Below are 15,957 nucleotides of genomic sequence, written 5' to 3'. Positions count from 1 at the left end.
ATGAAGAAAAGATATATAATACTTAGTCTGGTTGTAACGGCATTCAGTCTTCAATCCTGTTTTGTTGCAAAAAAATATCAGCAACCGGAGCTAGAGACTTCAGATCAGTATCGCGATGTTTCAACTACCGATTCATCAACACTTGCCAGCATGCCTTGGGAAGAATTGTTTACCGATGCGAACCTGCAAAGCTTAATTAATAAAGCTTTGGATAACAATTTGGATTACTTGATGGCAATTGAGCGTGTAAATGCTGCTGAAGCCTATTACAAACAAGGAAAAATGGGTTATCTGCCTAGTCTTAATATGAGTGCTAATGGTGGTCATTATGAAGCATCAGACAACAGTATGACAGGAATTTCAGCAGGAGGTAATGGTCCCAACTATGAAAACTACCAATTAACAGGTACCGTTTCATGGGAAGCTGATATTTGGGGTAAAATCCGAAGTAACAAAAGAGCAAGTCAAGCAGGTTATTTGCAAAGTGAAGCTTCACGAAGAGCGGTAGAAAGTTCTTTAGTTGGCAATTTGGCTTCCGCTTATTTTCAATTAATTGCTTTGGATGCTCAGGTTGATGTTACAAAACAAACAGTAACCAACCGAACCGAGAGTTTGGAAACAATGAAAAGCTTAAAAGATGCCGGACAAGTAACCGAAGCTGCTGTGAAGCAAACCGAAGCACAGTTGTACAGCACTCAAATTCTTCTTTTAAATTTAGAAGAAAATGTAAATCTTTTAGAGAACACTATTTCTCTTTTGTTGGGACAAAATGCCGGAACTATTGTTCGTGGCAAATTAGATGATCAAAAGGTTACGGCTGAATTACAAACTGGTTTTCCTGCTCAATTGCTTAGAAACCGACCAGATGTAATGGTTGCTGAATATGGCTTAATGAATGCTTTTGAGCTGACCAATGTTGCCCGCAGCAACTTCTACCCTAGTTTGAGTATTAGTGCAAGCGCAGGTTTGGAAAGCATCAATTTCGACGATTGGTTCAGTACGTCCTCTTTGTTTAGCAATGTGATTGGAAATTTGACCCAACCACTTTTTAACAAACGAAACATCAGAACCCGATATGAAGTTGCCAAAGCACAGCAAGCCGAAGCACGTTACAATTTTCAAAAGTCGATACTAAATGCCGGAAAAGAAGTATCGGATGCATTGTACAGCTATCAGTCTGAACAAAAAAAATACGAAATCCAGAAAATGGAATTGGAAGCTTTAAGAAAGGCTGTTGAGTATTCTGAAGAATTACTGAACAATGGCTACCAAAACACAACTTACATTGAAGTGTTGACTGCTCGAAGTAACGCTCTTAACTCAGAGATCAATACTATTGATACAAAATTCCAACAATTAAATACCGTCGTGAAATTATACCTTTCATTAGGTGGTGGATGGAATCGTAAGTAAGATTTTAATAGTGGGTAGATTTTGACCGGATTGCGTCGGTAGGATGATTTTGAAGTTAGTTCTTCAATTTAGTAATCCGGTCAAATCTTATTTTATATTTGATTTAGCATATCAATTAAGCAGCAGTATATTAGCTCAAAGCTAGCATGCTGCTTTTTTTAGTAGTGGTTCATTCACTTTTGAAGTCAGCCTGTCATCATCCTTTAACCGCTGCTTATTCAATACTGCCAAACTTTATAATTTCATAGTAGAATCCGGTAGATTGCAAACCTGAAATTTTCATTAACAGATTCCAGTCATCCGGAAAAGAAGCGACACTATCTGTCAGTTCAGTTAGAAATGATGTTTCGCTCAACTTGTACAAAGCTTCCGATTTGCCAAATGGTAGAAAGGATACAAAAAACATGATCTTTTTTCCATCGTAGGCCGAAATGTTGGAAACGATGGCATAATCATTCTGGAATACCGATCGATCTGGATTGTTGAGAGAAATATACTCAGAAGTATCTTGCTGCGAATTTAAAATAAAAATAGCCGGGGGTATGTTGGAATAATGAAAACCTGTTTTTGCGAAAAAAGGATTAAGTATTCCCAAAGTGCCAAAATCGCCTACAAAAATCAGGTCATTCATCCGAACATCACTCAATGATAATTCCGAAGCATATTTCATACTGAATGGTTTGTGCGCTTTTTGAAAAATTTGTATCAACTGAAAAAAACAGTTGGGGATTTCTTCGCCAAAATAACTTTGCCCCAGTTTTTTCATACTGGCTTTTTGCTCCGGATTTTTATCCAGATAAGCCATAAAGTCGTTTTGGCTGTTTATTTCCGGATTACGAACATAATTGAAGCTGCTATCTGGGAATTGCGTTTTTTGCATCATAAAATAATCCCCCAAAACAATTATCAACGGGTTTTCCGATTGCAAATAGTAATCCCAAACCGGATTTTTATTTTCTATTTTTTGAGTGTTAAAGTTTCTATTGCCTGAGAAATAAAGGAATGCAAAAACCAACATCAGAACAAATGAAACCGGAAATAAAAATTTGAAGCTAATCGAATTTGAAGTTGCCACTCTCAATTCTGGTGTTTGTTCAAGCTCCTCTGTTTCAGCCAGCTTAAATACAACACGATAACTACCCTTAGGTATTACAAACCGCACAGCGTCATGATTGCCTTCATCCAGATAGTAAGAGTTGAGCTTTTTACGCAGATTGTAAATATTGGAACGTACAATAGAATCCGATCCGGGATCGAATGAAGCATCACGTCCGAAAACGTCAATGGCAATAACCGTTTCTTTCAGAATTTTATCTTCGCGTGTGGCGCTTACCAAATAACGAAGCAATCGAACATCGTTCGCAGATGTAAAATACTTGCTGCCGGCAATTTTACTCAGCCAGAAATTGTCATCGAAATTGTTACTCATGTTAGATATTACGGTTGTCCTGCGAAAGTTACTAAATCATTTTAAATAATACATAAAAACAAAAAATGAATAGGTCAATAACAGTTAATGACAGGAAATAACAGCCTGTTTATAAGACTTTCGCTTATTTTAGCAAAAAAAAGTTATGCGACTTCCTATTTCATGTATTGCTCTTATTATAGCATTGCTGGCCTGTAACAGGCAAAAAGAAAATGCACCCAATGAATCGGTTCCTGAAAGTTCCAATGGCTGGAAATATGCCGATTCAATCAGAAGTGAAATACAGTCTGCAAAAATCCCAACTGATACTTTACGTCTGATTGATTTTGGATCTGAGGATGATTCTCAAAGAATCCAGAAAGCAATTGACCATGTTTATGAAATTGGTGGTGGTACAATTCTAATTCCTCCTGGAATTTATTATACCGGACCTATTGTTCTGAAGAGCAAAATAAATCTGTATTTGGAAGAAGGTGCTAAACTCAAATTTATAGCGAAACCTGAAATATATCCCTTAGCTTACAACTGGTTTAACGGCATTCCATGCATGAACTATTCATCCATGATTTATGCTAAAGATGCAAGCGACATACAGATAAGCGGCAAAGGTATTATTGACGGTCAGGGAAACGATCCTGTTTGGAAAAACATGAAATTTCAGGAAAGAATGGATTGGGAATTGTTGAAAGACCTTGAAAATACTAATGTGAAACCCATCAATCGTAAATTTGGGAATGGCCATTCTTTCCGCCCGGATTTGATTACTTTTTTGGAGTGTTCCCGAATAAATATTTCAGGAGTAAGCATTAAAAATGCTCCTTTTTGGGTTATTCACCCAATTTTATGCGATAATGTAACAATTAAAAATTGTTTAATCAGCAGTCATGGATATGACCAGATTGGAATTGGATTGGAAAGCAGTGAAAATATTCTTGTTGACAGTACAAAATTCCAATTTGTTGACGATGGAGTAAAGATTCTTTCGGGACGGGTTAAAATCCCAAACAATCGTGCGTCAAAGAATATCATAATCCAAAATTCAGTTTTCGAAAATGTTCTTTATTCGGCAGTAATTATCAGCTCCCAAACACAAGCCGGAGCCAATCATATTTTCCTGTCTGATTTAAAAATTGATACAAGCGAAACGGCTTTGCGTATTTTCGCCAATGCCAGGCTAAAGGGAAAGCTCCACGAGATATTTTTAAAGAATATTCAGGCAAATCATATTACAGGTTCATTTTTACTTGGCAATATTAACAACAGTTCAAACCTATCCGATTCCAGTCCATTGTTGTACAATATTCATCTCGATAAAATTTATGCCGAAAATTGTGGTCGTGCCTTTCTTCTTAACGGTCATAGTAAAAATTTAATTTATAATGTAAATGTCCGCAATTCTAAATTTTCAACCTTTAAAGGTTCATTTGTAAAGAACCTGCAAAACATGAACTTTTCAAATGTTCAAGAAAATGAGGAAAATTACTCAGGAACAAACACAGTCGGGAACATTCAAATTCCAAAAATCAACCTGGAACGCAACGAAGATGACATTTTGGATTCCAATAATATAAAATTCAATGATCTTCCAAAATCTGTAAAAAATACACTGGTGGCTAATTATCCTCAGATTCCTGTCAGCAATATTAACCGAATGATTACCCAGTCAAATGTTATCTACAACATTAATTTAAAACTCGAATCGTCGAAAGAACTGCGTCTCTTAATTCTGGCCGACGGGAAGATCATGCGATCCGAATCGGATATTGCATTTGGTGAATTACCAAAAGCAGTTATAGCAGCTTTGGAAACTTATTTAAAGATCACTCCTGCCCCCCTCATGATCAATGAAATAAAGAGAATTTCTTTTCAGGATTTCGCGTATTTCGAAATTAAAGGAGAGTATGACCGAAAATTATTCGCTGTTGGAATCAATAATAACGGAGATATAATTGAAGAAAAACAAAAAATAATTACCACTTATTTTTCACCAGTCAAATAAAGTAAAAATAAGAATTTATGAAACAACCCTATAAAAAGTGTTACACACAGGAGAATGAGTGTAATTTGGGAGTTTCATATGGCAATTAAAAAACAAATTATAATCATATGAAAAATATCTATTTGATCTCAATGATCATGGTTCTGACAATAACTTCTGCTTTAGCACAAAACAAGCAAAAAACAACCGCTAAAGATTATTTGAGTCTGAAATGGAAACAGGTATCAACCAAAATGCCCGCAGAATGGTATGGAACTGAGGATGCAAAATTGGTGGCCGAAAACGTACTGCTTAGTCAAAAAGAAATTGGAGGATGGGAAAAAAACAAGCCCTATCATCAAGCATTCTCTGAATCAGAGAAGACCCATTATATTCAGGACAAGTCTGAAATTGGCGCCACATTCGATAACGGTGCAACAATATCAGAATTACGGTTTCTGGCTAAAGTATATTCCCATTTTAATGACAAGCGGTATAAGCAGGCATTTGAAAAAGGACTTGAATATATTTTTATTTCGCAATACGAAAATGGCGGATGGCCGCAGTTTTATCCTTGCAAAGGAGATTACGCAGACCATATTACCTTTAATGATGATGCGATGGTAAATACCTTGAATTTTTTATTTGAAATACTTGCAGACAGTAAAGAATTTGATTCATTACAAATAAATAAAGACCGAAAAGATAAAGCCCAAACGGCATTTAACAAGGGAATTCAATGTATTCTTAAAACCCAGATTGTTGTAAATGGTCAACCAACAGTATGGTGTGCTCAGCATGATGAAAAAACATTCGCTCCGGCTAATGCACGTGCATACGAATTGGCTTCGTTTAGTGGTGGCGAATCGGTCAACATAGCACTTTTATTAATGAAGATAGATAAGCCTTCCGAACAAATTGTTGCTGCTGTAAATGGAGCTGTAAAATGGTTTGAGGCCAACAAAATAGAGGGAATAAAATTAACTCAGGAAATAGATAAAAACGGAAAGAAAAATCGAGTTATCGTTAAAGATGAAAAGGCTTCCCCATTGTGGGCCCGTTTTTACGATTTAGAAACCTGCAAACCATATTTCTGCAGCCGCGATGGAATTAAAAGAAACTCTCTGGCTGAGATTAGTTACGAACGCCGAAATGGTTACGGCTGGTATACCGATGCTCCTGCAAGACTCCTGAAAAAATATCCTGGATGGAGAAAAAAAGTAAATGCAAAATAACAACCAAACCGGTATCGCATTTTGCAGGTAATAACTTTATAGAGAATTATGATTTCACTTAAAAATATCATTCAACTTTTACCTCAATTTTTTCTGGTACTGTCCTTGCATGCTCAGGAATGTGATGTTCCTTTTAAGGTTCATCCTCTCTTTAACTTTGATCAGCCCGAAACTCTGGGACTCCCTTTCGCCAAGGGACTTGAAACAGTAACAATATTTGCACCGCAAAACGGCGATAATAAATACAATCACGGAGTTGTACTGTTTCCATATAAAGGAATGCTTTATTCACAATGGCAAAGTTCATCGGTTGATGAAGATGGTGAAGATACTCAGGTTTTTTACAGCAGGAGCAAAAATGGAAAAGATTGGAGTAAACCATCTGCATTAACCAAAAAATGGAAGCACGGAATAAAAACAAGCGGCGGATGGTGGAGTGACGGAAATACCCTTGTGGCTTATATTTGTAATTGGCCCGATAAAAACGAAGGAGCTAAAGAAGGCTATACCGAATACATTACATCAACCGATGGAATACATTGGAAATCGCCAAAAGCTCTTACAAATAGTAATGGCCAACCTGTTTTAGGAATTATTGAACAGGATGTTCATGCATTAAAAAACGGCCGGATCATTACAGCTTTTCATATGCAGCCCGGATTAATAGTTACACCCTTTTATACTAACGATCCGCTTGGCATATCGGGTTGGACAGCTGGAAAAATGATTAACATGCCTACAGACAATAAAAATATAAGCCGGGAAATAGAACCTAGTTGGTTTTACAGAAAAGACAGCACTATTGTCATGATTTTTCGGGATCAAAACAATAGTTTTAAAAAACTTGCTTCGCTTAGTAAGGACAATGGGGCAAACTGGACTACTCCTGTAATTGTCGATACACCAGACTCAAGGGCGAAGCAGAGTGCCGGAAATTTATCGGACGGCACAGCCTTTATGGTTAATAATCCTTCGGGAAATAAAAGTCGGTTTCCTCTTGCAATTACTTTAAGCAAAGACGGTTTTACATTTGATCATGCTTACTTATTGCGCAGCGGTAACGAAGATCTTCAGCCCATGAGGTTTAAAGGAAAATACAAACGAATTGGATATAGTTATCCCAAAAGTGTGATTTGGGGTGATTACCTCTACGTATCCTATGCAACCAATAAAGAAGATGTAGAATTAACCAAAATTCCGATTGACAGTTTGCTCTGGCAACAGAATCAACGGCCTAAAAAGTAACTGCATGGCGGGCATTTACTTTTATCGATATAAACGCATATTAAATTACACCAACCATTGTTACATAAAACAAAAATTAAGATGAAACAGTTTGCAATACAAATAGCATTGATATTTTTGCTGGTAAATACATCAATAACCTTTGCTCAAAACCCACTCAATTTTGGCAGTGATATTAAAACAGCAGATCCATCTGGCCATGTATGGAAAGATGGAAAAATGTACCTTTATACCTCCCATGACGAAGAATGCCAGCCTGATTTTTTCATGAAAGACTGGCACGTGTTCTCCTCCTCCGATTTGGTAAATTGGACCGATCATGGCGCCTGTTTATCAGTTGATGATCTTTCGTGGGCCGACAATTTCGCATGGGCGCCAGATTGTGCCTATAAAAATGGCAAATATTATTTCTGTTTTCCTGCCGGCACCGGTTTTAAAGATCGTGTAAATTCTAAAAACAGCACAAAGTGGATGGGCTTAGGAATTGCCGTAAGTGATTCTCCTACCGGCCCTTTTGTTGATGCAATTGGAGCTCCTTTATGGAAAGAGCCTTATGCCAACGATCCTTGTCTTTTTGTTGATGATGATGGTAAAGCTTACATCTATTTTAATGGAGGCGGCGACTATTGGGTTGCAGAAATGGCTGACGATATGCTTAGCGTTAAAGGTGATCTGATTAATATGGATATGGGCGGATACAATCCAAAAAGAGAAGGCCCGTGGGTATTCAAAAGAAACGGAAATTACTATTATACCATGCCTGAAAACAACAGAATCCTTACCTATTATATGTCCAAATCTCCTATCGGCCCTTGGAAATACCAGGGCGTTATTATGCAGCAGGAAGGGGAAAGTAATAATCACCATTCGATTGTTGAATTTAAAGGACAATGGATTTTATTCTATCATCGTTGGCTTAAAACAAAATCAACCTGCGATAAAACACAACGTCAATGCTGTGCTGAATACCTTTATTTTAACGAAGACGGAACCATTCAGGAAGTAAAAAGAACAGATGCCGGTGTTGGGGAAACCTCGGCTGACTAATAATATTAGATTATTAAAAAATCGAATCTAAACCAATACAACAATGTCAAGAGCTTTTATTCTATTTATTTTTGTTTGTTTAGTCAATGTTTCCATGGCGCAGCATGTCGATATTACGGTTGCGCAAGATGGAAGCGGAGACTACAAAACAATTACTGAGGCAATTGAGCAACTGCCCGACACAACATGCGGACGTGTTGTAATTTTTATTAAAAATGGCATTTACCATGAAAAATTTAGGATTGAGTATGATAATTTAAGCCTGATTGGCGAAAACAGAGATTCTACCATTATTAAATACAGCCTGTTACGAACAGATTGGATGAAAAACAAAGATGCAATTGGTGAAGCGGTTGTTAATATCCATGCCAACGATGTGATCCTAAAGAATCTGACCATTACGAACAGTCAACCCGAAATTGGACCTCATGCATTTGCCGTTTACGGCAGAGGCACAAGAACAATTATTGACAACTGCACAATTACAAGCAAAGGAGCAGATACGGTTTCTCTTTGGGATTCGGAAAACGGAATGTACTATCATACCAATTGCCATTTTGAAGGTGCCGTGGATTTTGTGTGTCCCCGAGGCTGGTGTTTTATATCCAACTCATCTTTTTACGAGGTAAAACAAACAGCCGCAATCTGGCATGCCGGATCGATCAATAAAAATCAAAAGTTTGTAATCAAAAATTCTTTTTTCGATGGTATAGAAGGATTCCATCTGGGACGGCATCATTATGAGGCCAGATTCTATTTGATTAACTGCAGCTATTCCAAACATATGGCTGACAAACCAATCTATCGGGTAACATATCCCGATAAGCCTGAAAAGAATCAACCCTACGTTTGGGGAGAGCGAAAATATTTTTCGAACTCTAAAAAAGAAGGCAAAGTTTTCGACTGGTTAACTGACAACATCCAAAATGCGGATACAATTTCTGCAAAATGGACTTTTGATGGTCGGTGGGATCCTGAGAATGCAATTCCTCCTAAATGTCTGAAAATTGACGAAAGTAAGGACGAATTCGTATTGACCTTTTCCGAAGCAATGACCATACGCGGCGATCTGCAAATAAAAGCAGCCGACGGAACTGTCTATTCTCTTAAAAACAAAAAAGATGCGAAAACCATCATTTTCAGCAAAAACGGACAAGCATTAAAATCCAAATCGTTTGCAGTTACAAGCGGAGAACTACTGGCAAGCCAGGCAAGCCTTACCGAACGAAAAATGAATCAAATACAAATTGACAAATAGATAATTTATTTTCAAACATCATATAAAAATTAAAAACATTCAAAATGAAGTACCCATCCAAAACAATCATTTTATTGCTGGTTCTGTTTGCATTTTCTTGTACACAAAAAAAAGAAACTACCATTTTTCTTGTTGGTGACTCTACAATGGCCAATAAACCCTTCGCAAATGGAAATCCGGAAAGAGGCTGGGGTCAAACCTTCCCTCTGTATTTAAATGAAGGCATACATGTGGAAAATCATGCTGTAAACGGACGCAGCACAAAAAGCTTTCGGGATGAAGGAAAATGGGCCAAGGTTTTGGAAAATATGCAAACCGGAGATTATGTGATTATTCAGTTTGGGCATAACGATGAAAAAATAAAAGACAGCACCAGATATGCCGATGCAGATACCGATTACCGACAAAATTTGACTCGTTTTGTAAGCGAAGCCCGACAAAAAGGCGGTATTCCTGTTTTAGCCACCTCTATCGTACGTCGAAAATTTGATGAGAACGGAGTATTTCAAGAGAGCCATGGCATGTATCCTCAGGTAGTTCGGGAAGTTGCAAAATCGGAACAGGTTCCGTTGCTTGATTTACAACAATTAACCAAAAAACTTCTTATCAATTATGGAGAAGATGCTTCAAAAAAATTATACCTGCACATCAATGCCGGTGAATATGAGTCTTTGCCTGATGGTAGAAATGACGACACACATCTATCGGCAAGCGGAGCTTTTCGGGTTTGTGATCTTGCCAAAAGTGAAATCATACAAAAAGTGCCTGAACTTAGCGTGTATTTTAAAAAGTAGGTAACAGGAAGAATATATCCTTCGAAATTATTTGCAAACCTTTTTTTCACATCCAGATTGTAAACACTCTATTTATGCAAAAAACCGCACAGCTTATTCTATTTTCATTTTTACTATTGTGTTTGTCCTGCAATTCAAAACCAGACTCACTTTCCAATCTTAAAATATCCGAAAACAAAAGATTTCTGACTACTGAAAATGGGGAACCATTTTTTTGGTTGGGTGATACCGGATGGTTGCTTTTCACAAAACTTACGCGTGAAGAAGCAGAAAAATATTTTGAAGACAGACGTCAAAAAGGATTTAATGTAATACAGGCAATGGTTTTGCATGATGTTACAAAAGCAGTGAATGTTTATGGAGATTCTGCCCTGATAAACTGTCGTGTTAATCAACCGGATACGACACTGGGAAATTCAGCTGAAAATTCGGAGCAGTACGACTATTGGGATCACATCGATTACCTGATAAATCTAGCGAATCAAAAAGGATTGTACATGGCGCTGGTGCCGGTTTGGGGATCGAATGTAAAAAGCGGTAACGTGTCTGAGCAAGAAGCGCAAAAATACGCGGCATGGTTAGCCCTAAGGTATAAAGACTGTTCAAATGTAATTTGGATGAATGGCGGAGACACAAAGGGCTGTGACTCCACATCAACCTGGCAGGCAATTGGTTCGGCCATTCGGCAAAACAGTCCGAAACAGCTTATTACCTTCCACCCTTTTGGCCGGATGCAGTCTTCAGAATGGTTTCATAACGAAGACTGGCTTGATTTTAACATGTTTCAATCGGGACACCGAAGATACGATCAGGACACGGACGTTCCCTATCATGGGGAAGACAACTGGAAATATGCTGCTGCTGATTATGCGAAAATTCCGGTAAAACCAACTCTTGACGGTGAACCTTCTTACGAAGGCATTCCTCAGGGGCTTCACGATACCACTCAACCCTTGTGGACCGACTCTGATTGCAGAAGATATGCTTATTGGTCGGTATTTGCAGGTGGTTGCGGTTTTACCTACGGAAACAATGCCATTATGCAATTTCATAAGGAAGGAGATGAAAATCCGGCTTACGGTTCTAAAGAGTACTGGGAACCGGCACTGAATGCTCCGGGAGCCATCCAGATGAACTACCTGAAGCAATTGATTTTATCAAAATCTTATTTCGACCGAATTCCGGCACAAGATCTTATTGCAAATGAGCAAGGTGAAAAATACGATTATCTATCTGCCGCAAAAGGCAAGGATTATGCATTTGTTTACACCTATAATGGGCGGATAATGAATATTAATCTGGAAAAAATGGATGTAAGCGAAGTGAAAGCCTCATGGTACAATCCCCGAAACGGTTCCTATACTGAAATAGGAACATTCGAAGCCAAAGGCATAAAATCCTTCGATCCTCCCGGAGATAAAACCGATGGAAATGATTGGGTACTGGTATTGGAAAAAGATTGATCAGAATTAATTCGTTTACCGGAACAAGAGAATATAATTTAAAAAAACGCAAAGAGAAATGAAAAAGAATTTGATTTTTCATCAACGAAATCTTTTATTACTGATTTTGTTTTTGTTCGGTTGCTCTTCATTACAAGAGAAGCCTGTAGTTATCTATCTAATCGGAGATTCCACGGCGGCTGATTATGCTGATAATTACGAAGAAGGTAAAGATTATTACAAAACCAGATATCCAGTGACAGGCTGGGGTCAGGTATTTCAGGAACAATTTACAGGAACTGATTTAACTGATTTTAAAAACATTTTCGATTCAGACAGTGTTATTATTGATGATCGTGCACGGGGAGGTAGAAGTACGCGAACCTTTTTTCAGGAAGGAAGATGGAGATCGGTATGCAAAAACCTGAAAAAGGGCGATGTTGTAATCATGCAGTTTGGTCATAATGATGGAGCACAGAACAAACCGGAGCGTTATACTGATGTTGAAAGTTACAAGGAGTTCTTAAGATTATTTGTATCTCAAACAAGAGAAAAGAACGCAATTCCAATTATTCTTACCCCTGTATGCAGAAATTACCCATGGAAAGACAGTCATTTAGAAAATGTTCATGGTGAATACCCAAAAGCAGCCTTGGATGTTGCTGTCGAAATGCAGGTCTGTTTTATTGATTTAAATCAATTATCTATGGATGCTTTTAGCGGGAAAGGTCAGGAATATGTAACTAATAATTATTTTATGAATTTGCCCTCCGGCATATATGAAGCATACCCCGAAGGACAATCAGACAATACACATTTTCAACCTGAAGGTGCAAAAGTTGTTGCTGAATTGGTTTTTGATGCAATGAAAACTCTAAAAAAATGAAACCATTTCATATGTTTATGATTTGTTTTGTCAATCAAAGTTGAAAAAAAATGATTTTTTTTGAGATGTATCTATCAGATACAATCAATACCAACCGTTTTAAGAATTTAAAAGCCACGTCAGTGGCTTTTTTTATGCCCCCCAGCCCCTTATTTTTTTGTTCTGACCTTACTCCTGTCTTTACACCCTATCACTCTCCTTAAAGGAGAGGTGAATACAACTCCTGATATCTGCACATTTTTGAAAGAAGGCTCCCTTCTCCTCGAGGAGAAGGGCCGGGGTTGAGGTGTCTGTTCTCTCCCACTTCACCAGTTACCAATTCTATTCACCTTAAGGAATCTGCGACTTTTTAAAACCTCACCCTATCCCTCTCCTTAAAGGAGAAGAGAATACAGCTCCTATATCAAAACATTTTTTTTTAAAGAAGGCTCCCTTCTCCTCGAGGAGAAGGGCCGGGGTTGAGGTGTCTGTTCCCTCCCATCTCACCAACGCCTAAAATAGTTACCAATCCCATTTTATCCTTTATTTAGAACTATTATCACATTTAAACTCAGTGTTCCTAAATAATCTTTTGTTATTTTTAGAAAATAAAAGTGTAAAATACGTTTACTAAAATCAATTATGGTAAACATAAAATAATTTATCGTCCAAATAATCATACTATGGATACTCCAGAAAAATCAAAAAGCGATTTCATAAAAGAGTTGCATAAATTGCAGCAAGAGTTTAATTCCTTAACAATATTATACGATAAAAATATCGCTGAGCAAAAACTCGCGAAACACGAATTACTACTTGCAAATGAAGAGCTTGTTCATCAAAATGAATTGAAGGAGAAACGGGCTGCTGAGTTAGTTCTTGCAAATGAAGAGCTTGCTCATCAAAATGAATTGAAAGAGAAACGGGCTGCTGAGTTAGTTCTTGCGAATGAAGAACTTGCTCATCAAAATGAATTGAAAGAGAAACGGGCTGCCGAGCTAATCGTTGCCAACGAAGAACTTGCTCGTCAAAATGAATTGAAAGAAAAACGGGCTATAGAATTAGAAAATGCCAAAAACAAAGCCGAAGCAAGCGATCATCTAAAAACGGCCTTTATGAACAATATTTCGCATGAAATAAGAACTCCCCTCAATGGTATTCTAGGGTTTGCCCCCCTTATTATACAATCAAATATTACAATGGAAGAAAAAGAGGAGTTTTTGGAAATTCTAAATTCCAGCAGCGACCGCCTGCTAAATACTATTAACGCCTTTATGGATATCTCACTGATAGTTTCCGGAAATATGGAAGTACACCCTCAACCAATTAATATTTCCTCATTGCTGACAGATACCTATCAGAATTTTCAGGATTCCTGTATAAAAAAGAATGTGGCTGTTAAAATGCAATTTCCCGATAATGTTGATAATTTCATCCTAAATACGGATGGAGAATTACTGCAAAAAGCTGTATCTAAACTAGTATCTAATTCGGTAAAATTTACAACAAAAGGAAGTATTACTCTGGGCTTTGAACTAATAAACAATGAAATTGAAATCTTTGTAAAAGATACAGGTGAAGGGATTGGAAAGGATTCACAAAAGATTATATACAAGAGTTTTATGCAGGAAAATATTTCTGATACCCGTGGTCATGAAGGCAGTGGATTGGGCTTATCTATTTCCAAAGGCATAATACAATTGCTTGGTGGAAAAATACGTCTTGAATCGACAAAAGATATTGGAACAACAGTTTTTTTATCTATTCCAAACATTGCACCAGCAGTTTCTTCAAAACCAAAGAAGATAACAAAACCAACCAAAGAAAAGAAAACACCATTCATACTAATCGCTGAAGACGACGATTCCTGTTATTATTATGAAGAGATTTTATTGAAAAACGGCAACAAAATTTTAAGAGCCTGCAATGGACAAAAGGCTGTTGATTTATGCAAGATACATCCGGATATCACTCTTGTTTTAATGGATATTAAAATGCCGGTTATGAATGGTCTTGACGCAGCTCATATGATTAAATCATTCCGAAAGGATTTACCAATTATAGCGGTTACTGCTCATGCACAAAATGGAGATGCATTTAAAATAAAAGAAGCAGGATGTGATGAATATATTTCAAAACCAATTAAAAAAGCGAAATTACTTTCTTTAATTCAAAAATACTCGAATAATAATTCTGAGTTAGTTGATAACGTAAAAGTGTTTTATCCTTTCGTTTTTTAAAATTAACAAAACATTATTTAGGACACTGATTTTTACTTCTCAGAATAGTTCCAAATAAAGGATAAAACATAGTTGGACAATGCCGCCGGAACTATGGGTATTTAATTGCGTTGTTTTTATCTATCAGCAGTTTCTGACTTTCTATTTGCTGTTTACGATAGGAAACCAGAGTGATTATTGAAGATTTTTGTTCCGAATAAAGCATACTTTACCCCTTTAGCTAGTGCTATTAAATTTACTTTTTAATATTCAAAGAACTTTTCGATCAGCCTACCGGTCAAGTTTCAGGTTTTGGTAAAGCTCTGCATAAGATTCTGCCTTTTTTACATTTTGGGCAATGGCTTACGTCTTTACCTGTGAGTAAAGAGTAAACTTCAATGGCTGATAATCCTTCGTATTCTGGAATGGGCATACAAGTTTCCATAAGAGCAACAATCTGCTCTTTTTTGGTTTTGGAATTTGCTGATGAAAGGATTCCGTAGTACCTGATTTTATAAAAGTTATGAGGCAAAATATGAAGCATAAATCTTCGGATAAATTCCATGGTGTTGAGCTGCATTGTTTTTAAAACAAGTCTTTTTCGGTCTTTATACCTGAAGGAAACTTTTCCATTTTCAACACTTGTAATTCGGGAATTGCTGATTGCTACCCTATTGGTATATCCACCCAGATATTTTACAACTGCCTGAACTCCTGCCATTGGTTTTTCAATATTTACATTCCAGCTTGTTTTATAGAGATCATTCTTAATTCTGTTCCATTGAAAATACTCAGGAATATTGAGCTGTTTTTGTTCTATCGCCTGATTTATACTCTGGCACAGTATGCCCCGAAACAAACAACTGATCACTTTTTTAGGAGCAAGAAAGTTGTTCCGGCAGGGAATCCATTCTATTTGATCATCAGATAATCCGCCTGAAGGGATAATCATGTGGATGTGCGGATGCTGATTCATCGTTTGTGTCCAGGTATGTAGCACCGCAACCGCACCAGTTTGTGCTCCTAAAAATT

Annotated in this window: 12 protein-coding genes; 10 read left to right on the top strand and 2 right to left on the bottom strand. The window is 37.2% G+C overall.

Translation table 11 applies throughout. From position 1 onward, the window contains the following. A complete protein-coding gene (locus QUH73_RS17415) occupies positions 1 to 1,413 on the top strand; it encodes an efflux transporter outer membrane subunit (protein ID WP_289531712.1) in 1,413 nt (470 codons plus the stop codon). A gap of 214 nt (positions 1,414 to 1,627) precedes the next feature. Here the strand turns inward: QUH73_RS17415 and QUH73_RS17410 are convergent, their stop codons facing one another. Then, the gene (locus QUH73_RS17410) at positions 1,628 to 2,842 is read right to left on the bottom strand and encodes a helix-turn-helix domain-containing protein (protein WP_289531711.1); all 1,215 of its coding nucleotides are present in this window, start codon (positions 2,840 to 2,842) and stop codon (positions 1,628 to 1,630) included. A 145-nt stretch (positions 2,843 to 2,987) separates the two neighbouring features. Here QUH73_RS17410 and QUH73_RS17405 point away from each other — a divergent pair, with 145 nt between their 5' ends. From QUH73_RS17405 to QUH73_RS17365, 9 genes are all read left to right on the top strand, one after another. After that, positions 2,988 to 4,841: a glycoside hydrolase family 28 protein gene (locus QUH73_RS17405; RefSeq protein ID WP_289531710.1), complete on the top strand. Its 1,854-nt coding sequence runs from the start codon at positions 2,988 to 2,990 to the stop codon at positions 4,839 to 4,841. A 107-nt stretch (positions 4,842 to 4,948) separates the two neighbouring features. Then, positions 4,949 to 6,055: a pectate lyase gene (pelA, locus tag QUH73_RS17400; RefSeq protein ID WP_289531709.1), complete on the top strand. Its 1,107-nt coding sequence runs from the start codon at positions 4,949 to 4,951 to the stop codon at positions 6,053 to 6,055. Positions 6,056 to 6,103: 48 nt separating this feature from the next. Then, positions 6,104 to 7,300, top strand: coding sequence for a sialidase family protein (locus QUH73_RS17395; RefSeq protein WP_289531708.1), 1,197 nt, complete (start codon positions 6,104 to 6,106; stop codon positions 7,298 to 7,300). A gap of 81 nt (positions 7,301 to 7,381) precedes the next feature. Continuing rightward, the gene (locus QUH73_RS17390) at positions 7,382 to 8,347 is read left to right on the top strand and encodes a family 43 glycosylhydrolase (protein WP_289531707.1); all 966 of its coding nucleotides are present in this window, start codon (positions 7,382 to 7,384) and stop codon (positions 8,345 to 8,347) included. A 43-nt stretch (positions 8,348 to 8,390) separates the two neighbouring features. Continuing rightward, positions 8,391 to 9,605, top strand: a complete 1,215-nt coding sequence (locus QUH73_RS17385; RefSeq protein ID WP_289531706.1) for a pectinesterase family protein — start codon at positions 8,391 to 8,393, stop codon at positions 9,603 to 9,605. 44 nt (positions 9,606 to 9,649) lie between these two features. Continuing rightward, a complete protein-coding gene (locus QUH73_RS17380; RefSeq protein WP_289531705.1) occupies positions 9,650 to 10,399 on the top strand; it encodes a rhamnogalacturonan acetylesterase in 750 nt (249 codons plus the stop codon). Between the two features lie 74 nt (positions 10,400 to 10,473). Continuing rightward, positions 10,474 to 11,862 carry a glycoside hydrolase family 140 protein gene (locus tag QUH73_RS17375; protein WP_289531704.1) on the top strand — a complete coding sequence of 463 codons (1,389 nt, stop codon included), beginning with the start codon at positions 10,474 to 10,476 and terminating at the stop codon, positions 11,860 to 11,862. Between the two features lie 58 nt (positions 11,863 to 11,920). Beyond that, positions 11,921 to 12,727, top strand: coding sequence for a rhamnogalacturonan acetylesterase (locus QUH73_RS17370; protein WP_289531703.1), 807 nt, complete (start codon positions 11,921 to 11,923; stop codon positions 12,725 to 12,727). Positions 12,728 to 13,389: 662 nt separating this feature from the next. Continuing rightward, positions 13,390 to 14,946, top strand: coding sequence for a response regulator (locus tag QUH73_RS17365; protein ID WP_289531702.1), 1,557 nt, complete (start codon positions 13,390 to 13,392; stop codon positions 14,944 to 14,946). A 277-nt stretch (positions 14,947 to 15,223) separates the two neighbouring features. Here QUH73_RS17365 and QUH73_RS17360 read toward each other — a convergent pair. Beyond that, the coding region (locus tag QUH73_RS17360) for an IS91 family transposase (protein ID WP_289531701.1) at positions 15,224 to 15,957 on the bottom strand (734 nt) is incomplete at its 5' end.

It is taken from the genome of Labilibaculum sp. K2S (genome assembly GCF_030372765.1).
Lineage (GTDB): Bacteria > Bacteroidota > Bacteroidia > Bacteroidales > Marinifilaceae > Labilibaculum.
Note: the sequence above shows the minus strand (reverse complement) of the source record. Positions and strands in the feature narration are given on the sequence as shown.